Origin of the sequence: Pseudomonas sp. BP6 (assembly GCF_017875935.1) — a bacterium.
GTDB lineage: Bacteria > Pseudomonadota > Gammaproteobacteria > Pseudomonadales > Pseudomonadaceae > Aquipseudomonas > Aquipseudomonas putida_Y.
On record NZ_JAGINI010000001.1, the window covers coordinates 2,605,268 to 2,625,598 of the forward strand.

A 20,331-nucleotide genomic window follows, 5' to 3' on the forward strand; every position below is an offset into this window, starting at 1 on the left:
CTCTTGTTCGGTGCTGGAGGAAAAGCGTGGTGCGTCAGGCGGCCTGCGAGCCGATGAAATTGCGTCCGCGCGCGCCCTGCATGGCTTCATCGATCATGGCTTCGGCTTCAGCGGCTGTCACGCCGTAGTCTTCAAACTCAGTACGAACGCCCAGGCGATGCAAGAAGCTCCGGAGGCGCTGCTGGGCGGCATCAAGATCAGGGCCAAAGACTTTCTGCAAGGTCCGGTCCCGGTCGCTGTCACGGCCCCAGGCCAAGCCAAGGACCATCGGCAAGGTGAACGAGCAGGCGATGCCGTGGGGCAGCCCATGGCGCAGGGTCATTTCGTAGGAGATGGAATGGGCCAGTGCCGTCTTGGTGTTAGAGAACGCCATGCCGGCCTTGAGAGCAGCCAAGGCCATGCGAGCGCGCAGCTCGGGGTTGCCCAGGTCTTGTTGTAACTGGGGGAGGCAGTCGAGGATGTCCTCGATGGCCGAGACTGCAAACGTGTCCGAGATGGGATTGGCGTTGTGATTCCAGATTGCTTCCAAGGCGTGTGACAACGCATCCAGCCCGGTGGATACCGTGCCCCCACCTGGCACGCTGAGCATCAGCTCGGGGTCGATCAGCGCCACCTGCGGCCAAGTGCACGCCAGGTGCAGGGAGTACTTCTTCTGCCGGGCGGTGTCCCAGAGCGTGGCCCAGGGCGTGACCTCGCTGCCGGTACCTGCCGTGGTCGGCGCGGCAATCAGCGGCTTGTGCCGCGCCGGAGTGAATGGTTTGCCACTGGCCAGAAGCTCCAGAAGTTCATTGAAACTGCCGGATTCTGTACCGACGATAAGCGCTTTGGCGGTGTCGATGGCACTGCCACCACCGAGGGCGAAAACGCTGTCACAGTCACCGTGTTCGGCCCAGAACCGCTCGTGTACATCGCGCAGCCACGCCACATCTGGGTTTGGTTGCACATTGTCTATGACGCACACCAGGCGCTCACCAAGCAGGCCGCGTACACGCTCCACCAGCCCCAGCTGGGCGGCTTCCGGAAACGTCACCAAGACGACTTTGCCTGGGCACAGCTCGGCGATGCGCGCCAAGCTGCCAGCGCCGAAGACGGTCGAGACAGGATTATGGAAACAGGCAGGCATGGGCAGTTCCTTATTGTTGTTAGAGGGTGCGGCCATGCTCAACGGCTGACAGCTTTCGTTCCAATCGTTTGATCGCAGGTAGGCATCGGCCAGACCGATAACAGGAGCACTTGGCATTTGGTTTACTCCGGGCAAGCCTCACCCTCTGCGCAGACGAAAGGCGCAGTGAGCGAAGCCGGGAACAGGAAGGATCAGTGACGGGCCGAGCCCTGGATGGCTTGGCGCAGGCGGCTGGAAAGCAGATCGGCGAGCACCACCATCAAAGTAATCAGCAGAATACAGGTGGCGGTTTCCTGGTACTTGAACAGCTTCAGGCTGCTTACCAGCTCAAAGCCGAGGCCGCCCGCGCCGACCATGCCCAGCACCGTCGCCGAGCGTAGGTTGACCTCGAAGCGGTACAGCACCACCGCAATCCAGGCAGTTATAACTTGCGGTAATACACCGAAGACAATCACCTGCAGCGGTCGAGCGCCCGTTGCCTGCAAAGCCTCGATCGGGCCCTGGTCGATTTCCTCGATACTTTCCGCGAAGAACTTACCGAGCATGCCCACGCCGTGCAGGGCTAGGGCCAGCACGCCAGGGAACGGGCCTAGGCCTACTGCGGAAACGAATACAAGCGCCAGGATCAGTTCGTTAATGCTACGAATCACGTTGAGCAGTTGCCGGGTGCCCTGATACAGCCAACGCTTGTCGTGAAGGTTGCGCGCGGCAAGCAAGCCCAGCGGGATGGCACCTATAATCCCCAGCAGGGTGCCCCAGAGCGCGATCTGCAGGGTTTCCAGTGCTGGACGCCAGAGGTTTGGGAGGATACTCAAGTCCGGCGGCAGCGAGCGGCCGAGAAAATCGCCGATCTGCGGCAGGCCGCTGGCCAGCTCGCCCCAGCTCAATTGCGCACCCTCGGCGCTCCAATGCAGCACGCAAAGGACCACTACCAGCAATACAGCGCCGCCCAGCCACCCACGTGACGTCGTCGGCGTGCGCACCAGCCATTGATGAGTTCGTGGATTCATGCTCAGCCCCTCGTGTCCGACGCGATGACAGGATGTTCAACAACTGCATAATCATCTGCCTGGCGAGGCGCGCCACTGTGGTAGATGCGCTGCAGTGCGGCGTCATCCAGGGTCTGAGCCGGGCCGTCGAATACCATACGGCCTCTGGCCAGGCCGACGATGCGGTCGCCGAATGCACGTGCCAGGTCAACTTGGTGCAAATTGCACACCACCGTGATGCCAAGTGTGCGGGTTGCCTCGCGCAGATAACGCATGACCAGGTGTGCCGTGTTTGGATCTAGGCTGGCCACCGGTTCGTCAGCCAGGATCACCTCCGGACGCTGGGCCAGCGCCCGGGCGATACCGACCCGCTGCAGTTGCCCGCCTGATAGCGAATCTGCGCGCGCACCGGCCTTGTCGCTCAGCCCGACGCGGCCCAGGCAATCACGGGCCAGGTCTATGTCCTCTCGACGAAACAGCTGCAGCAGCGAGGCCAGGGTGCTGCAGTGGGCCAGGCGCCCGGTAAGCACGTTCTTCAACACTGAAAGGCGCGGCACCACGTTGTGGTGCTGGAAGATCATCGCTACGCGCCGGCGCAGTTCGCGCTGCTGTGATGGTTGCATGGCGTCCACCCCGCCGACTTCCAGCACGCCACTGTCAGCGTGAGCCAGGCGGTTGATGCAGCGCAACAAGGTGGACTTACCGGCACCGGATTGACCGAGGATCACCACGAACTCGCCTGCCGCGACCTGCAGGTCGATACCGCGCAATACCGGATTTTCGGCATAGCCCTTGACCAATTGCTGGATGCGGATCATTTCAGCCTCCGCAAGTCGAGGTCGAGCACCTTGGCGGTATCGCGAACCACGTCATAGGCCGCGTCGCTGGTTGGCTGAAACCCGTCGAGCATGCCCTGGTCGCCCCATGGGACATCCTTGATCGCGGCGAATGCATTGCGCAACTTGGCCTGCAACTCAGGATCGAGGCCTTTGCGCCAGACCATCGGCGATTCGGGAATGTCCGGCGAGGTCCACACCACGTGGAAGTCCTGCTGCTTGACCTGTCCGTTGTGCACCGCGCTCGCGAGAATGCGATCGGCCACCGCTGCGGCGTCCACTTTGCGGTTTTCCACCGCGAGGATGCTCGCATCGTGGGATCCAGAGAAGATCACCCTTGAGAAAAGCGTTTTAGGGTCATGGCCAGCCTGCTCCAGGCCCGCCTTGGGAAATAGATGCCCCGAAGCCGAGCTAGGGTCGACGAAAGCGAATGTCTTGCCCTGCAGGTCTTGCAGGCTGCGGATGCCACTGTCGTTACGGGCGATGATCAGGCTGTGATAGGCGCTGCTGCCGGTTTTACGGGTCACGGCCACGGCAAACGCCTCGGCATCGGCCATCTGCTTAGCTAGCACATAAGAGAACGGCCCCAGGTAGGCAACATCCAATTTGCCTGCACGCAGGGCTTCGATCACGCCGTTGTAGTCTGTGGCAACGAAGGGTTTAACCGGCATGCCCAAGCGCTGCTCAAGCTGGTCAAGCACCAACTGGCTGCTTTTGATCATCGCTTGAGAGTCTTCGGAAGGTATCAGGCCGACGGTGAGGATCTCCTGGGCCTGTACGGCTGAAGTAAACAACAGAGGCAGCAGGATAAAGCGGGCAGAACGGCACAGGCTGGCAAACGAGATCATGGCGTCACCGCAGGGTTGTTTTTGGTGAGGCCAAAGTTAGGGCTGTCATGTGACAGTCAACGCATCAGTTCAATATGGTTTTTGAGCGCTTTCCATTCAAAGGATCTATAGATGTCATCTGCCCGACTGCGTACGTTTCTTGCCGTTGCCCGCCATGCCAGCTTCAGCGCTGGAGCGAGAGCCATCGGCCTGAGCCAGCCGACAGCTACCAATCAGGTTCAGGCCCTGGAACGCGAATTCAACGTCGAGCTGTTCCACCGGCGCGGACGGCGTATCGAACTGACCACAGTGGGCCGTGCATTGCTGCCCATCGCCGGCCAACTGGCGCTGCTCGAAGCCGAGGCTGCCAACCTGCTGCGCGATGCTGGCAAGCTCAACCGCGGGCAACTGCGCATCGGCGCGGTCGGCCCGTTCCATGTGATCGAAATGGTTGACCGTTACCAGGCCCAGTATCCGCAGATCGATGTCTCTATTCGTGTCGGCAACTCAGCCTCAGTACTGGCCGATCTGGAAAACTACGTGAGCGACATTGGTGTACTGGCGGGGCTGCAGGACGATCCTGCATTCGTTGCCCAGCGCTACGCGCGTCATTCGGTCATCCTCTTCGCCCATGTCGACCACCCATTTGCCCGGCATGACGAGGTGCCGCTGCAAGCCCTGCAGGGGCAGCCTCTTCTACGTCGCGAGCAGGGATCGACCACTCGATTGGCACTGGAACGGGCTCTGACCGAGGCTGATGTCAGCCCACGAATTGCCATGGAAATCGGCAGCCGCGAAGCACTACGCGAAGCGGTCATTCGTAAGCTCGGCATCGGCGCAGTGTCGGAAGCGGAATATATTGCCGACCCGAGCCTGAAAGTCATTCGCATCGCTGGCGACGCAGTATTCACTGAAACCTATTTGTATTACTTGGCCGAGCGTCGCAGCAGTCGAGTCATCGACTCCTTCCTGTCGATTGCGCTGCGGTGAAAGTGGAAAGTTGGCGCTCCATCGACTTCAGTACCACAGCGCCATTAGCATGACGTCTTAATGCCCAAGGCGAGTGCCAGACGTTCCGGGCATCGAACCCAATCGGTTTTCCAAGGCAGGTGACATGAAGCGGTCTACCATCATGCGGCGGGGGCTTGTTCTTAGCTTCCTGGCGGTCGCGGTTCCTGTGGTATTCACCGCTGCCCTAGGTTGGATGTTGACCATTCAATCCACAAAGGCCCGTCTCACAACCCTTGCCCGGATTGCGTCTGATCGCGCCGGGAGCACCTTTGAACAGGCCTCGCAGGCGCTCAAGAGCATCGCGCTCACCAACCTTCCTCCCTGCTCGCCCGAAGGCATTGATCAAATGCGCATCGTGGCTATGAATACCTTCTCGGTCGAATCAGTGGGCTACGAGGAAGACGTCTTCGCCTGTACCTCCTGGGGCCCAACGGAGCCCCGGCGCGATACTTGGCCGGAAGACTTTGTGACCGACGACGGGGTAAAGGTTTCGATCGGTGTGCAGTCCGACAGTGAGCGGATAAAGCCGATGCTGGCCTTGCAGTACGCAGCTTTCAACGTGCTGATTGATCCTGAGCAGTTCCGCGAAGTGGCGTTGGACGAAGGTATCAGGGTGGCGGTAGGCACTCGGCAAGGCCGAGCATTGGGCCCGACCACACCCAATACAGCTCATTTTCTGGCACTAGTGCATGCTGGCCCCACCCATGGGTTGAAAGACGGCTTTCTCTATACGCTTGTCCCACAGCGAAATTTCACCGTCGTCGCTGCTATCCCTCGCCAGCAACTATTGAGCAGTCTGTGGCAGCACCAACTCTATCTGCTACCGGTGACCATCATCATTGCGGCATGGCTGCTCAGTGCAGTATTGCGCTCATGGCGCCGCAAGCTATCTCCGCTTGCGGCGCTGGAACGGGCAGTACGCAGGCAGGAGTTCCAGGTGCATTACCAGCCCCTCATCGAGATCGAGAGCAAGCGCTGCGTCGGTGCCGAAGCGCTCGTCAGATGGCGTAAACCCAATGGCGAGATGGTGCGTCCGGACCATTTCATTCCGCTTGCGGAGGAAAGCGGGCTGATCATGCCCATTACAGATCAGGTGATCGCAACCAGCCTGCATGACCTAGGAGAAATGCTGGTGGCCGACCGATCACTGCATATCGCCATAAATCTTGCCGCGGCAGATGTTTGCTCGGGTCGTTTCTTGCCGATTCTGCAGCGCGAGATTGCGAAAGCCGATGTCCAGCCGCAGCAGATCTGGCTGGAAGTCACGGAACGCAGTTTCATCAACGCCGAGGCGGCCCGCAAGACCATCGAGCAGGCACGCCAGGCTGGCTTCATCGTGGCGCTGGATGATTTCGGCACCGGCTACTCCAGCTTGCAGTATTTGCAGCAGCTTTCACTCGATGTGTTGAAGATCGACCGCTCATTCATCGATAACATCGGCAAGCCAGACGGTAGGGACAGCCTGGTTTCTCATGTTATTGAGATAGGTCTGGCATTGCGCTTGGCGCTGGTGGCTGAAGGCGTGGAAACCAACGCGCAGCTGGCTTTCCTAAGCGAAAACCAGGTCCGCTACGCACAGGGCTGGTTATTCGCCAAAGCGATGGACTGTCATCATTTTGTCCAGTTCTATCGTCAGCAGGGTGCAATGCTGAGCACTGATACACAACTCCCTACCTAATCGAAGAAAATTCGGCCGGTGTGAGTGACCGTTATCGACCCATAGCGAACGTTTGAATGCTCGGTGATTGCTTCGGTGCTTTTCAATGAGCATCATCGGGGTTCGACAAGGAGACGTCTCTATGCCCAAACCAGCGCTGCATCTCATCTCAGGAAAAATTGCATCCGGTAAGTCAACGCTAGCCAAAAGCTTGGCAGTTGAAGGATCGACGGTTCTGCTGAGTGAGGATCATTGGCTCTCACGGCTATACCCTGAACAGATCAAGTCAGTAAACGACTATGTGCGTCTTGCGCACCAGATTCGGCAGGTGCTGGGCCCGCTCGTCATCGATATCCTTCGGGCTGGAGTGACTGTCGTTTTGGATTTTCCTGCAAATACTCCTCAAGATCGACTATGGCTGCGCAACCTGGCTGACGCAGCCGAGGTTTCACATTGCGTCCACTACATCGAGGTGGACGATGACACCTGTCGAGACAGGTTGCATCTTCGCAACCACCGTGGTGAGCATGAGTTTGCGGCGACTGACGCGGAGTTCGATCTGATCACTAGCTACTTTCGAGCGCCGCATAAGGATGAAGGGCTTCAGATTAAAATTCACCGACATTGACGATCTCTAGTGCGGATTTGGGCCGCTACCGACCCAGAGCGCACCATCACCTTCGTCTATTAGCGACCTCAAGCAACGCCGCAACAATGAACGGCCCCTTTTTCTCCAGATACTCAGCCATACCGCCGATATTGGTGGCTTCCAGTTCAATCTTGAGGTCTTGATATCGCTTCCGAAGGGAGGCGTCGTTCCTGAGCAGATCTCTGAACGTCAGCATCTGGATGACTGAGTGGTGACCACGGCTGCAAATGTGAATCTTGTGGGTCCGCAGCCCGCCAACATTGCGGCGGTAAAAGTGGTGCCCTTCCGACAGGTCACTGCCGCGTACATAGCCCAGCGTCAGCAACACCTCGTCTCGCGCTGCCTCATTGCGATGCTCTGAAACCTCGACCAGCACATCGATCTCAGGCTTGGCGGCAAGTTGCGGTACAGCCGTGCTGCCTACATGGTGAATGGCGAGAAGCTCATCGCCGAATACCGAGGCGAGCAGCACTTTGACCGCCTCATACCGTTGCGGCCATGCGGAATCGTAAGCCGTGATCTTGCTGGTCAGCGCCATGGGGGCCTCCTTGGGCAAGTGAAAATGTCCTGATGCGCCTACACGGCAGGCGCCTGCCGCCACTCAAGCGCGATCTGGCATCTAATGACCTTGCACAACCTGATCAGGCTGCATGCCCATACTCGCGAGAAAAACATCGGTATCCCGATTGGTTCGTAGGCAGACCACGCGACAGCCCGACGGGGCCGTCGCCACGAATCGCTTTATCGCCTCCCGAGACGAGGTTTTCGTCCGCCACATGAACCTGAAAAACTCCGGCAGGTTGGCCAGCAACTCCGGACAGTTGTCCGGCAAGTCAGGCCGGGATCGACCGCGGTTCAACACCGTTCTGAGGAGCACGCGCCAGAATCGAAGCGGAGCCGAGCGATCAATCCATATCAACATGTCAGCGCGGGCCAGCCGGTTGTTCCATGTGGTCGAATGCCCGCCTTCGAAGATCCAGCGCTCACGGGCCTCGACCTCATGACAAAGACGCGTCTTCTCGTCCCGGCTCCGCTCGACCCACCCTGGCTGCCAATGAATCGTGTCGATGTGCACGACCGGCAAGCCTGTACGTTCACCGAGCTTGCGCGCCAGGGTACTTTTCCCAGCCCCTGGCTGACCAATGATCATCACCCGCTGCATTCAAGCTCCCTCTCGCCATGCCTGCTGAATTTTGGGCGCGCGATTCTACGGCAATGGGCGACGCAGTCAACTGCAAGCGCACTCATGCTCTGGGCGTCCGCCACAAGTCGGCAGTGGATCACTCCTCAAGTGATGTAACTCATCATGGCGCTGGCCACTGAGTTCGCCGTTTGGGGGATTACGGCCGACAGCTTGGCTTGAGTATTATCCCTGACCGCCTCGAAAGCCTCCAATTGCATGTAGCGTCTTTGCATGCGCCACGCGTAGTTCTGCACGCGGATCGCCGCAGAGAGACTGCCTGGGGCCTGGTAGTCGGCCCTGTCAGCCGCAATTGAGCATGAAGGCCGTTGGTGTCACCAAAAGTCGGTATGGCGTTGGCAAGGGACACGGAAAACGGTGGTTCAGAGGACTGATGGGGGGTCATCCCACTGCTCGTAGATACGTTCAAAATCTGGTTGCATGAGTTCGACCCATACCCCCACGCTATAGGGCTCATCACGCTGCAATACGGGAAGAGGTAGCGTTGCCCGGACAAAGAATCGTTCGGCGGAAAACAAGCTCAATGTCATCGCTGGCGTGTTCCTTTCCGCACCCATTGCAGATCATCTTAAAAGCTCCTGTTGCTTCTACCGGTTTACTGCCTTGTACAACGTTAGGTACAATGGCTGCGGTTGCCAGCGACGGCTGGATCCATCTGGACACCTGTGGCCTGTGGCTACTGGAATGACGATTCTGATTCTGACCCAGATGAGAGAACACTGTGAGTCACTACGGAGCCGCTGTGCGGGCCGACTGGCTTCACTTTCTTAGAACTTTGGGCGTCGCCTGTGGCGGTCCAAAGAGCAACCCTTACCCGGGCAGAGCCCGGAGGATGGACAAATGCACGTACTGACGTTTAGCCAGGCTCGCGCCGAACTGAAGCAGACAATGGATGATGTTTGCCGGGACCATGAGCCCGCCGTAATCACGCGACAGCGTGGCGAACCCGTAGTGATGATATCCCTGGAGGACTACAACGGGATGAACGAGACCATTCACCTGCTGGGATCGTCAAAAAACGCTTCGCGCCTGCGCTCATCCATCGCTCAGCTCCGGGACGGCCAGGCCTTGACGAAGGAACTGGACCTCAATGAGCAAGAACCAGAAGCAGCGGAACAAGGATGAAGCCCGCGACAAGGTAAGCGTGAAGTTCACCAAAGAGGGCTGGGAGGATTACTGTCACTGGCAGAGTGCTGATCTCACCATACTTGGCAACGTCAACCGCCTGATTGACGTGTGTCTGCGCACCCCCTTCACGGGTATTGGCAAGCCTGAGCCGCTGAAAGGCGATTTATCTGGCTTGTGGTCCCGCCGCATCACCCGTGAGCACCGTCTGGTCTACTTCTTCGAGGCCGGTATGCTCACCGTTCTGCAATGCCGCTACCACTACGACGACTAAAGCACTGTACTGTGCTGTGCGCGAGCTGCCTCCGCCCCTGTTACAAGGGCGGTCGGTGAACGAAATCACGCGCGCGGTCGTTTGGCGCTGGGTGTCCAGTTCTTAGGGATAGGCTATCCGCAGGCTCACGCAGAGGCGCACTACCACGCTGCACGGGAATCGCCGTTCGTCTTGCTGCCCGGTAAGAATGGGGAGCACGTCAAGCAGACGTCGGACCTGCACCACCAGTGGCGGCCAATCCTGAAAGGTTTGGGCATCAGGTGCCGCCCCCGTATAACTGCCGCCACACCTATGCGACAATATGCTCAATGTCTGGTCTCAACCCCGCATTTATCGCCCAACAGCTCGGGCATGGCGTGCAGATGCTCTTATCGACTTATGCGCGCTGGATTAACTCGTCTAACGACTGGCAGGAGCTGGATAAGCTCCAAATTGGTCCGTAGCTGCGAAGAAGCCACGTAAGTTATTGATAGGTAAGCTCCTTGATCTCCACCGCTAACATCACCATGCAGTTCGGCTCCAAGCCGCTGTTCGAAAACGTTTCCGTCAAATTCAACAATGGCAACCGCTACGGCCTGATCGGCGCCAATGGTTGCGGCAAGTCGACCTTCATGAAAATCCTCGGCGGCGATCTGGAGCCGTCCGCGGGCCAGGTCATGCTCGAGCCGAATACCCGCCTGGGCAAGCTGCGCCAGGACCAGTTCGCCTACGAGGAATTCACCGTGATCGACACGGTGATCATGGGCCACGGGCAGCTGTGGAAAGTCAAAGCCGAGCGTGACCGTATCTACTCGCTGCCGGAAATGACCGAAGAAGACGGCATGGCCGTCGCCGAGCTGGAAACCGAATTCGCCGAAATGGACGGCTACACCGCCGAGTCCCGTGCCGGTGAACTGCTGCTGGGCCTGGGTATTCCGCTGGACCAGCACTTCGGCCCGATGAGCGAAGTGGCACCGGGCTGGAAGCTGCGTGTCCTGCTGGCCCAGGCGCTGTTCTCGGACCCGGACGTGCTGCTGCTCGACGAACCGACCAACCACCTGGACATCAACACCATCCGCTGGCTGGAAACGATCCTCACGGCGCGTAACAGCACCATGATCATCATTTCCCACGACCGGCACTTCCTCAACAGCGTCTGCACCCACATGGCTGACCTGGATTACGGTGAGCTGCGCCTGTTCCCGGGCAACTATGACGAGTACATGACCGCAGCCACCCAGTCGCGTGAGCAACTGCTGTCGGACAACGCCAAGAAGAAAGCCCAGATCGCCGAGCTGCAGACCTTTGTCAGCCGCTTCTCGGCCAACGCCTCCAAAGCCAAGCAGGCCACTTCACGTGCCAAGCAGATCGACAAGATCCAGCTGGCCGAGGTCAAGCCGTCCAGCCGCGTCAGCCCGTTCATTCGCTTCGAACAGACGAAAAAACTGCACCGCCAGGCCGTGGTCGTCGAGAAAATGGCCAAAGCCTTCGACGACAAGGTGCTGTTCAAGAACTTCGACATCACCGTCGAAGCGGGCGAGCGCGTTGCGATCATCGGCCCCAACGGTATCGGCAAGACCACCCTGCTGCGCACCCTGGTCGGCGAGATGACCCCGGATGCCGGCTCGGTAAAGTGGACCGACAGCGCCGAAGTGGGCTACTACGCCCAGGACCACGCCCACGACTTCGAAGACGACATGAGCCTGTTCGACTGGATGGGCCAGTGGACCTCTGGCGAGCAAGTGATCCGCGGCACCCTGGGGCGCATGCTGTTCTCCAACGACGAGATCCTCAAGTCGGTGAAGGTGATTTCCGGTGGTGAGCAAGGTCGCATGCTGTTCGGCAAGCTGATCCTGCAGAAGCCGAACGTGCTGGTGATGGACGAGCCGACCAACCACCTGGACATGGAATCGATCGAAGCGCTGAACCTGGCGCTGGAAAACTACCCGGGTACCCTGCTGTTCGTCAGCCACGACCGCGAGTTCGTGTCGTCGCTGGCCACGCGCATCATCGAGCTGTCGGCCGATGGTGTGGTGGACTTCAGCGGTACCTACGATGACTACCTGCGTAGCCAGGGTGTGCTGGTCTGATTGAAGGCCAAGGTTTGGCCACCTTGTGTGGCCAGGCTTCTTCGCGGGCTCGCCCGCGAAGCCCCCTCCCACCGACTGCCACGACCCGACGAATAATTCGTTAGCCTGCTTTCTTTTCCTTCGCGCAACGGCCATGATGGGTTCACGCCCAACCGCCCGCCCGCGAAAGAGCCCATGACCGCGCAACAACCTGCCCCCGCCAGCAACACGCTGCACATCACCCTGCAGATCCTGTCGATCGTTTTCTATACCTTCATTGCCTTCCTCTGCATCGGCCTGCCGATTGCGGTACTGCCCGGCTATGTGCACGACCAACTCGGCTTTGGCGCAGTAATCGCCGGTGTAACGATTGGCCTGCAGTACCTGGCCACGCTGCTGAGCCGCCCGTTTGCAGGGAGGGTGGCGGACACCTTGGGAGGGAAACAGGCCATCCGCTTTGGCCTGCTTGGGATTGCCGGTTGTGGGGTGTTGACGTTGCTGTCAGCCTGGACCCTCACCTTACCGCTGCTGAGCCTGGCACTGCTGCTCGGTGGACGTTTGCTGCTGGGCGTCGCCCAAGGGCTGATCGGCGTGGCCACCTTGAGCTGGGGCATCAGCCAGGTCGGCCCCGAGCACACTGCCAGGGTGATCTCGTGGAACGGTATCGCCTCCTATGGCGCGATCGCCATCGGAGCGCCAATGGGCGTCCTGGCCGTGGACGGGCTGGACTTCAGTGTGCTGGGGCCGGCTTTGCTGGTGCTGGCGACCGTTGCCCTGCTGGTGCTTCGCAAGCGCCCCGACGTGGTCGTGGTACGCGGCGAGCGCCTGCCCTTCTGGTCGGCGTTCGGCCGGGTTGCCCCGTGCGGCCTGGGTTTGACCCTGGCCTCGATCGGTTACGGCACCCTGACCACCTTCGTCACCTTGTATTACCTCGAGCGCGGCTGGGCCGGCGCGGCCTGGTGCCTGAGTGCATTTGGCGTGTGCTTCATCATCTCGCGGCTGCTGTTCGTCAACGCGGTCAACCGCTTTGGCGGCTACAACGTGGCGGTCGCCTGCATGGCCACCGAAGTGCTCGGCCTGAGCCTTCTGTGGCTGGCGCCCTCGCCGCCCTGGGCGCTGGTTGGCGCCGGGCTGACCGGTTTCGGGCTGTCGCTGGTGTACCCGGCATTGGGCGTGGAGGCGATCAGGCAAGTCCCCAGCAGCAGCCGCGGCGCAGGGCTGGGCGCCTATGCAGTGTTCTTCGACATGGCCTTGGCCATTGCCGGCCCGGTGATGGGGGCCGTCGCTGTACACCTGGGGTATGCCTCGATCTTCTGCGTGGCTGCCCTGCTCGCCTTGGTCGGGGTCGGCCTAACGTTGCTGCTGGCGCGGCGCGCTCGTCACAGCTGAACATTGAGCCGGTTCTGCACCCTGTGCATTTGCGCATTGTGTCGAACCCGTGGCATAGATGCAGGTCCACGTGTTTACGTGACCGTTTTCGCGCCATTGAAGGAGATTCATGCATGAGCAAGCCTGCCTACGTGCCACCCAAAGTCTGGCGCAACGACGCAGCCTCCGGCGGCCAGTTCGCCAGCATCAACCGCCCGGTAGCCGGCCCGACTCACGACAAGGACCTGCCGCTGGGCGAGCACCCGCTGCAGCTGTATTCCCTGGCCACGCCCAATGGCGTCAAGGTCACCATTGCCCTTGAAGAGCTGCTTGCCCTGGGCCACGCCGGTGCCGAATACGATGCCTGGCTGATCCGCATCGGCGAGGGTGATCAGTTTTCCAGTGGCTTCGTCCAGGTCAACCCCAACTCGAAGATTCCTGCCCTGCTCGACCGTAGCGTGGAGCCGCCGGTGCGGGTGTTCGAATCAGGTTCGATCCTGCTGTACCTGGCAGAAAAGTTCGGTGCTTTGCTGCCAGAATCGCCGGCTGCGCGCACCGAAAGCCTGAACTGGTTGTTCTGGCAGATGGGTGCGGCGCCTTACCTGGGCGGTGGCTTTGGCCACTTCTACGTGTATGCACCGGAAAAGTTCGAGTACGCCATCAACCGCTTCACCATGGAGGCCAAACGTCAGCTGGACGTACTTGATCGTCGCTTGGCCGAAAGCCGTTATCTGGGCGGCGAGGAATACAGTATTGCCGATATTGCCGTGTGGCCTTGGTATGGCCAGCTGGTACGCGGCAACCTGTATGACGCCGCGCAGTTCCTGGCGGTTGACGAGTACCCGAACGTACAGCGCTGGGCCGAGGAAATTGCCCTGCGCCCTGCGGTGCAGCGCGGTACACGGGTGAACCGTACCTGGGGAGATGAAGACAGCCAGGTGCCGGAGCGCCATAGCGCCGCAGACCTGGCAGGTTGACGCAGACCATGTGGGAGCGGCCCTTTGGCAACAAAAGGCCGCCCCAACAAAGGGCCGCGTAATGCCTGTAAATGCCCCCCGACAATGCCCCCCTGCATAAAACCATTTGCCCCCGCGCAAACCTGCGTCCGCCAAGCCCTTCTTGTACACTCCTCGCATTAGCCCCCACTTGCACATTTTTTGGTGAACGCATGATCGAGGTAACCGAGGTTTCCATTGCCGAGCTGCGCGACGCGCTCGAGTCGGGCCGCACGACGGCGGTCGAGCTGGTCAAGGCCTACCTGGCACGTATCGACGCCTACGATGGCGCCGACACCGCCACTGCCCTTAACGCCGTAGTGGTACGCAACCCGGAGGCGCTGAAAGAAGCCGAGGCCTCCGACGCCCGCCGTGCCAAGGGCCAGGTGCTTAGCCCGCTGGACGGCATCCCCTACACCGCCAAGGACAGCTACCTGGTCAAAGGTTTGACTGCCGCCTCCGGCAGCCCTGCCTTCAAGGACCTGGTCGCCCAGCGCGACGCCTTCACCATCGAGCGCCTGCGAGCCGCCGGAGCCGTGTGCCTGGGCAAGACCAACATGCCGCCCATGGCTAACGGTGGCATGCAGCGCGGCGTCTATGGCCGCGCCGAAAGCCCGTACAACGCCAACTACCTGACTGCGCCCTTCGCCTCGGGCTCGTCCAACGGTGCCGGTACCGCTACCGCCGCCAGCTTCAGTGCCTTCGGCCTGGCCGAAGAAACCTGGTCCAGCGGCCGTGGCCCGGCGTCCAACAACGGGCTGTGTGCCTATACCCCTTCGCGCGGGGTGATTTCGGTGCGTGGCAACTGGCCGTTGACGCCGACCATGGACGTGGTGGTGCCCTATGCCCGCACCATGGCCGACCTGCTGGAAATCCTCGACGTGGTGGTCGCCGATGACGCCGACAAGCGCGGCGACCTGTGGCGCCTGCAGCCATGGGTGCCGATCCCGGCTGCTTCGACCATACGTCCGGCTTCGTACCTTGAACTGGCAGTGGATGCCAGCGCGCTCAAGGGCAAGCGCTTTGGCGTACCACGCATGTATATAAATGCCGACCCCGAGGCGGGCACCGCCGAGAAGCCAGGCATCGGCGGGCCGACCGGCCAACGCATCAACACTCGCGCCACGGTGATCGACCTGTGGCAACAAGCACGCCAGGCCCTGGAAGCGGCGGGTGCAGAAGTACTGGAAGTGGACTTCCCGCTGGTGTCCAACTGCGAAGGCGACCGCCCAGGCGCGCCGACCGTGTACAACCGCGGCATCGTCAGCAAAGCGTTCCTGCATGACGAACTGTGGGAACTGTCGGGCTGGGCCTTTGACGATTTCCTGCGCGCCAACGATGACCCCAAGCTTAACCGCCTGGCCGATGTCGACGGGCTGAAGATCTTCCCTCACGACCCGGGTACCTTGCCCAACCGTGAAGACGACCTGGCTGCCGGCATGGACGAGTACGTCAACATGGCCAAACGTGGCCTGAAGACCTGGGACCAGATCGAGACCTTGCCCGACGGCCTGCGCGGCCTGGAGCAGACCCGCAAGCTGGACCTGGAAGACTGGATGGACAAGCTGGGCCTGGACGCGGTGCTGTTCCCCACCGTAGCCGACGTTGGCCCGGCCGATGCCGATATCAACCCGGTATCGGCAGACATCGCCTGGAGCAACGGTATCTGGGTAGCCAACGGCAACCTGGCAATCCGTCACCTGGGCGTGCCGACCGTCACCGTGCCGATGGGCGTGATGGCCGATATCGGTATGCCGGTAGGGCTGACCTTTGCCGGGAAGGCCTATAGCGACAACGCGCTGCTGAGTTTTGCTACCGCCTTCGAGGCGACCGGCTCGCGCCGGATGATTCCGCCGCGCACACCGGCGCTCGGCTGAGTCTTACAGGCCCCGTACAAGCAGATCGCGATTTTCAACCAAATGTGTAAAAATACACAAACAGTTGAATTTGCGATCTGCCATGCCTATCACCCCCAGCGAAGAACGCCAACTCACCCTCACCGTGCTCAAGGCCGCCATCCAGGCCTTGGGCAGCGTTGCCGCGCGCAACATGGAAATTCTCCTGCACGACCTTGAGCACCCCGAACACTCGGTAGTGGCGATCGTCAATGGTCATCTTTCCGGCCGCAGCGTGGGCAGCCCGATCCTCGCCGCACCGGAGCAGGACCAGGGTTTCAAGGCACTGATGCAGGCCTCGGCCGACCAGCACGGCTGTGAGCCGGTGGTGCTGCCCGATTACCCCACTACGCTCAAGGGCCGCACGCTACGAAGTGCCACGGCAATCTTCCGTGACAGCAGCGGCCACCCGTTCGCCAGCCTGTGCGTCAACACCGACGTCACCGGCCTCGATGCTGCCATGAGCTTTCTCCAGCAGTTGCAGCCGCTGGGGGCCATACCTGCGGTCAACGAACCTGCCGACATGGAGCTGCTGATGAGCGAGATCATCCAGGCCGCCCTGCAGCGCAGCGGCCAGGGGCGGATGAACAAACAGGCCAAGGTCGAGGCCGTGCGCGTCATGCAGGAACGCGGCCTGTTCATCGTCAAGGGCGGCGTCGAGAAGGCTGCCAGCGCCCTCGGCGTGACGCGCTACACCATTTACAACTACCTCGAGCAACTACGCGGAGCCAGCCAATGACCTTGCACATTCATACCCCCCTGATCGAATCGCGCCCGCTGTCGTTGGCGGCCGGTCGAAATATCTGGCTCAAGCTCGATGCCCTGCAACCCTGCGGTTCGTTCAAACTGCGCGGTGTCGGCCACGCCTGCGAGGTACACCAGGCGCGCGGCGCCCGGCACTTTGTGTCTTCATCAGGTGGCAATGCCGGTTTGGCAGTCGCCTACGCCGGACGCAAGCTGGGGGTGCCGGTGACCGTGGTGGTACCCGAAACCACCACCGAACGGGCCAAGGAACTGCTGCACCTGGAAAACGCCAAGGTGGTGGTGCACGGCAGTTCCTGGCAAGAGGCCAACGCCTTGGCACAGACACTGGTAGGCCCGAACGATGCCTTCATCCACCCGTTCGACGACCCACTGCTGTGGGCCGGGCATGCCAGCCTGGTGGATGAAGTGGCCGAGGCCGGCCTGAAGCCGGACGCGGTGGTGCTGTCAGTCGGTGGGGGCGGCTTGCTCAGTGGCGTGGTCGAGGGGCTGAAGCGCAATGGCTGGGGCGATGTGCCGGTGCTGGCAGTAGAAACCGAGGGCGCGGCGTCGCTGCATGCGGCCATGCAGGCCGGCCATTCGGTGGAGCTGGAGCGTATCGCCTCGGTGGCGACGTCGCTGGGGGCCAAGCGTGTGGCTGATCAGGCGCTGATGTGCGTGCAGCAGCATCCGGTGCACAGCCACCTGGTCAGCGATCGCGCAGCGCTGGAGGCCTGTGAGCGGTTCTTGCTGGACCACCGTGTGCTGGTCGAGCCCGCGTGCGGGGCGGCGTTGGCAGTGGCCTATGATGCCAAGGCACTGGGCGCGTTGCGCAATGTACTGGTGGTGGTCTGTGGCGGGGCTACCGCAACACTGGAGCAGATCAAGGCGTGGCTGCAGCAGGCAGATTGAAGCTGCCATCTGTCGGGGGTGATTACGATAGTCACATACACCTGATCTACTAGCCTCGCCGCAACCGAAAAGCCCTCGCAATCGCGTCAACCCTGACGAAATGCGTATCCCGCCCTTTCGGTCTGCGGCAAGTGAAGGCACAATGCGTGTCCTTTTTTTGGCCGGCCTGGCCGGGGGCCTTTAAATGATCAAGACGCCGTATTACCTCATCGATAAAACCAAGCTGCTCAGCAACATGGAGAAGATCGCCTACGTGCGCGAACACTCCGGTGCCAAGGCGCTGCTCGCCCTCAAGTGCTTCGCCACCTGGTCGGTGTTCGACCTGATGCAGCAGTACATGGACGGTACTACCTCGTCCTCCCTGTTCGAGCTCAAGCTCGGCCGCCAGAAGTTCGCCGGCGAAACCCATGCCTATAGCGTGGCCTGGGCCGACGACGAGGTCGAGGAGATGCTTGAGAACTGCGACAAGATCATCTTCAACTCGATCGGCCAGCTGCAGCGCTTTGCCGAACAGTCCGAAGGCAAGGTGCGTGGTCTGCGCGTCAACCCGCAGGTCAGCAGCTCCGACTACCTGCTGGCCGACCCGGCCCGCCCGTTCAGCCGCCTGGGCGAATGGGACCCGGCCAAGATCGAGCAGGTGATCGAACAGATCTCCGGCTTCATGTTCCACAACAACTGCGAGAACGGTGACTTCGGCCTGTTCGACAAGATGCTCACGCACATCGAAGAGCGTTTCGGCCACCTGCTGCACAAGGTCGAGTGGGTCAGCCTTGGTGGCGGCATTCACTTCACCGGTGAAGACTATGCAGTAGACGCCTTCTGCGCGCGCCTGAAGGCGTTCTCGGAAAAATACGGCGTGCAGGTTTATCTGGAACCTGGCGAAGCCGCCATCACCAACAGCGCCTCGCTGGAAGTGACCGTGCTCGACACCCTGTACAATGGCAAGCACCTGGCCGTGGTCGACAGCTCGATCGAAGCGCACCTGCTCGACCTGCTGATCTACCGCCTCAACGCCAAGATGGCCCCCAATGACGGCGAGCATACCTACATGGTCTGCGGCAAGTCATGCCTGGCCGGTGACATCTTCGGCGAGTATCAATTCGACCGTCCGCTGGCCATTGGCGATCGCCTGTCGTTCATCGACACGGCAGGTTACACCATGGTCAAGAAAAACTGGTTCAACGGGCTGAAGATGCCTTCCATCGTGGTCAAGCAGCTCGACGGCAGCGTCGAAGTCGTCCGCGAGTTCGGTTTCGAAGACTACGTTTCCAGCCTGTCGTAAGACCGGCTTTCAAGTAAGGAGCAAAAGGTAAATTGAAGAAGAACGTTCTTATCATTGGTGCAGGAGGTGTCGCCAAGGTGGTGGCCCACAAGTGCGCGCAGCATAACGACGAACTGGGTCGTATCGCTATCGCGTCACGGAACATCTCCAAATGCCAGGCCATCATCGACAGCGTCAAGGCCAAGGGTAGCCTCAAGGTGCCCGCCGACATCCAGGCCTTCTCGCTCAATGCCCTCGATGTCGAGGCAACCAAGGCGCTGATCCGCGAAACCGAATCGCAGATCGTGATCAACGTAGGTTCCGCCTTCCTCAACATGTCGGTGCTGCGTGCCTGCATCGATACGGGTGTCGCCTATCTGGACACCGCCATCCACGAAGAGCCGGGCAAGATCTGCGAGACCCCGCCGTGGTACGGCAACTACGAGTGGAAACACCTCGAAGAGTGCCAGGCAAAGAACATTACCGCCATTCTCGGCGTCGGTTTCGACCCGGGTGTGGTGAACAGCTACGCCAAGCTGGCGCAGCAGCAATATTTCGACAGCATTGAATCGATCGATATTCTCGACGTCAATGCCGGTTCGCATGGCAAGTACTTTGCCACCAACTTCGACCCGGAAATCAACTTCCGCGAGTTCACCGGGCAGGTGTGGAGCTGGCAGAACAGCCAGTGGACCAGCAACACCATGTTCGAGGTCAAGCGTACCGACGACCTGCCAGTGGTAGGTTCGCAAAACCTGTACCTGACCGGCCACGATGAAGTTCACTCGATTTCGAAGAACCTCAACGTGCCGAACGTGCGCTTCTGGATGAGCTTCGGTGAGCACTACATCAACGTGTTTACTGTTCTGAAAAACCTGGGCCTGCTCAGTGAGCAGCCGGTGAAAACCGCCGAAGGCCTGGAAGTGGTACCGCTGAAAGTGGTCAAGGCCGTACTGCCAGACCCGGCCTCGCTGGCCCCTGGCTACACCGGCAAGACCTGCATCGGTGACCTGGTCAAAGGCACCAAGGATGGCCAGCCGCGCGAAGTGTTCATCTACAACGTGGCTGACCACGAAGAAGCCTACGCCGAGACCGACAGCCAGGGCATTTCCTACACCGCCGGCGTACCGCCAGTGGCTGCCGCCCTGCTGGTCGCTCGTGGCGAGTGGGATGCCAAGCGCATGGTCAACGTCGAGGAGCTGCCAGCCGAGCCGTTCCTCAAGGCGCTGGACGTGATGGGCCTGCCGACCCGCGTCAAAGATGAAAAAGGCGATCGTCCTTGGGACGCTGAAGCCTAAGCAACAAACAGAAGGGGTGCCATGCAGCACCCCTTCTGCTTTCCAGGTCCAGGATCGCCACAGGCCTGAAAACAAGCACGTAACCTGTGGGAGCGGGCAAGCCCGCGAAGAGGCCGGCGCA

19 protein-coding genes and 2 pseudogenes are annotated in these 20,331 nt (G+C 60.6%); 14 read left to right on the forward strand and 7 right to left on the reverse strand.

Going from position 1 to position 20,331, the window contains the following annotated elements:
• Positions 1–34: 34 nt before the first annotated feature.
• The 4 genes from psrA to phnD form a co-directional block, all read right to left on the reverse strand.
• Entirely contained in the window at positions 35–1,123 is a 1,089-nt protein-coding gene (gene psrA / locus J3A98_RS11940; protein ID WP_209966347.1) for an iron-containing alcohol dehydrogenase PsrA, read from the reverse strand.
• 191 nt (positions 1,124–1,314) lie between these two features.
• Entirely contained in the window at positions 1,315–2,133 is an 819-nt protein-coding gene (phnE, locus tag J3A98_RS11945; protein ID WP_209966349.1) for a phosphonate ABC transporter, permease protein PhnE, read from the reverse strand.
• A 2-nt stretch (positions 2,134–2,135) separates the two neighbouring features.
• Entirely contained in the window at positions 2,136–2,930 is a 795-nt protein-coding gene (gene phnC / locus J3A98_RS11950; protein ID WP_209966351.1) for a phosphonate ABC transporter ATP-binding protein, read from the reverse strand.
• Positions 2,927–3,796 (reverse strand): phosphonate ABC transporter substrate-binding protein, encoded by an 870-nt coding sequence (phnD, locus tag J3A98_RS11955; protein ID WP_209966353.1) that lies wholly within the window; start codon positions 3,794–3,796, stop codon positions 2,927–2,929. The genes phnC and phnD overlap by 4 nt, the downstream gene beginning before the upstream one ends.
• 111 nt (positions 3,797–3,907) lie before the next feature.
• On the opposite strand from phnD, the gene J3A98_RS11960 reads away from it, so the two are divergent.
• The 3 genes from J3A98_RS11960 (at position 3,908) to J3A98_RS11970 (ending at position 7,071) form a co-directional block, all read left to right on the forward strand.
• Positions 3,908–4,765, forward strand: a complete 858-nt coding sequence (locus tag J3A98_RS11960) for a LysR substrate-binding domain-containing protein (RefSeq protein ID WP_209966355.1) — start codon at positions 3,908–3,910, stop codon at positions 4,763–4,765.
• Positions 4,766–4,889: 124 nt separating this feature from the next.
• Positions 4,890–6,464 carry an EAL domain-containing protein gene (locus J3A98_RS11965; protein ID WP_209966357.1) on the forward strand — a complete coding sequence of 525 codons (1,575 nt, stop codon included), beginning with the start codon at positions 4,890–4,892 and terminating at the stop codon, positions 6,462–6,464.
• Between the two features lie 121 nt (positions 6,465–6,585).
• Positions 6,586–7,071 carry an ATP-binding protein gene (locus tag J3A98_RS11970; protein WP_209966358.1) on the forward strand — a complete coding sequence of 162 codons (486 nt, stop codon included), beginning with the start codon at positions 6,586–6,588 and terminating at the stop codon, positions 7,069–7,071.
• 46 nt (positions 7,072–7,117) lie between these two features.
• Here J3A98_RS11970 and J3A98_RS11975 read toward each other — a convergent pair whose 3' ends face one another.
• The 3 genes and pseudogenes from J3A98_RS11975 to J3A98_RS26930 form a co-directional block, all read right to left on the reverse strand.
• Positions 7,118–7,630 (reverse strand): GrpB family protein, encoded by a 513-nt coding sequence (locus J3A98_RS11975; RefSeq protein ID WP_209966360.1) that lies wholly within the window; start codon positions 7,628–7,630, stop codon positions 7,118–7,120.
• An 81-nt stretch (positions 7,631–7,711) separates the two neighbouring features.
• Positions 7,712–8,254 carry an AAA family ATPase gene (locus J3A98_RS11980; RefSeq protein WP_209966362.1) on the reverse strand — a complete coding sequence of 181 codons (543 nt, stop codon included), beginning with the start codon at positions 8,252–8,254 and terminating at the stop codon, positions 7,712–7,714.
• A gap of 125 nt (positions 8,255–8,379) precedes the next feature.
• Positions 8,380–8,526 (reverse strand): annotated as a pseudogene (locus J3A98_RS26930) (IS256 family transposase); the annotation flags it as partial.
• A gap of 607 nt (positions 8,527–9,133) precedes the next feature.
• Here J3A98_RS26930 and J3A98_RS11990 point away from each other — a divergent pair.
• The 11 genes and pseudogenes from J3A98_RS11990 (at position 9,134) to J3A98_RS12035 (ending at position 20,210) form a co-directional block, all read left to right on the forward strand.
• Positions 9,134–9,418, forward strand: a complete 285-nt coding sequence (locus tag J3A98_RS11990) for a type II toxin-antitoxin system prevent-host-death family antitoxin (RefSeq protein WP_209966366.1) — start codon at positions 9,134–9,136, stop codon at positions 9,416–9,418.
• Positions 9,384–9,692, forward strand: a complete 309-nt coding sequence (locus tag J3A98_RS11995; RefSeq protein ID WP_209966368.1) for a Txe/YoeB family addiction module toxin — start codon at positions 9,384–9,386, stop codon at positions 9,690–9,692. Before J3A98_RS11990 ends, J3A98_RS11995 begins: the two co-directional genes overlap by 35 nt.
• Positions 9,693–9,848: 156 nt before the next feature.
• Positions 9,849–10,135 (forward strand): annotated as a pseudogene (locus J3A98_RS26935) (site-specific integrase); the annotation flags it as partial.
• Positions 10,136–10,174: 39 nt separating this feature from the next.
• Positions 10,175–11,761, forward strand: a complete 1,587-nt coding sequence (locus J3A98_RS12000) for an ABC-F family ATPase (protein ID WP_003248141.1) — start codon at positions 10,175–10,177, stop codon at positions 11,759–11,761.
• A gap of 174 nt (positions 11,762–11,935) precedes the next feature.
• Positions 11,936–13,129: an MFS transporter gene (locus J3A98_RS12005; RefSeq protein WP_209966370.1), complete on the forward strand. Its 1,194-nt coding sequence runs from the start codon at positions 11,936–11,938 to the stop codon at positions 13,127–13,129.
• A 113-nt stretch (positions 13,130–13,242) separates the two neighbouring features.
• Entirely contained in the window at positions 13,243–14,085 is an 843-nt protein-coding gene (gene yghU, locus J3A98_RS12010) for a glutathione-dependent disulfide-bond oxidoreductase (protein ID WP_176684600.1), read from the forward strand.
• A 191-nt stretch (positions 14,086–14,276) separates the two neighbouring features.
• Positions 14,277–15,980, forward strand: coding sequence for an amidase (locus J3A98_RS12015; protein ID WP_176684601.1), 1,704 nt, complete (start codon positions 14,277–14,279; stop codon positions 15,978–15,980).
• A gap of 82 nt (positions 15,981–16,062) precedes the next feature.
• Positions 16,063–16,737 carry a PAS domain-containing protein gene (locus J3A98_RS12020; RefSeq protein ID WP_209966372.1) on the forward strand — a complete coding sequence of 225 codons (675 nt, stop codon included), beginning with the start codon at positions 16,063–16,065 and terminating at the stop codon, positions 16,735–16,737.
• Positions 16,734–17,651: a pyridoxal-phosphate dependent enzyme gene (locus tag J3A98_RS12025; protein WP_176684602.1), complete on the forward strand. Its 918-nt coding sequence runs from the start codon at positions 16,734–16,736 to the stop codon at positions 17,649–17,651. Before J3A98_RS12020 ends, J3A98_RS12025 begins: the two co-directional genes overlap by 4 nt.
• A gap of 184 nt (positions 17,652–17,835) precedes the next feature.
• Positions 17,836–18,933, forward strand: a complete 1,098-nt coding sequence (gene nspC / locus J3A98_RS12030; RefSeq protein WP_003248125.1) for a carboxynorspermidine decarboxylase — start codon at positions 17,836–17,838, stop codon at positions 18,931–18,933.
• A gap of 32 nt (positions 18,934–18,965) precedes the next feature.
• A complete protein-coding gene (locus J3A98_RS12035) occupies positions 18,966–20,210 on the forward strand; it encodes a saccharopine dehydrogenase family protein (protein ID WP_176684603.1) in 1,245 nt (414 codons plus the stop codon).
• Positions 20,211–20,331 lie beyond the last annotated feature (121 nt).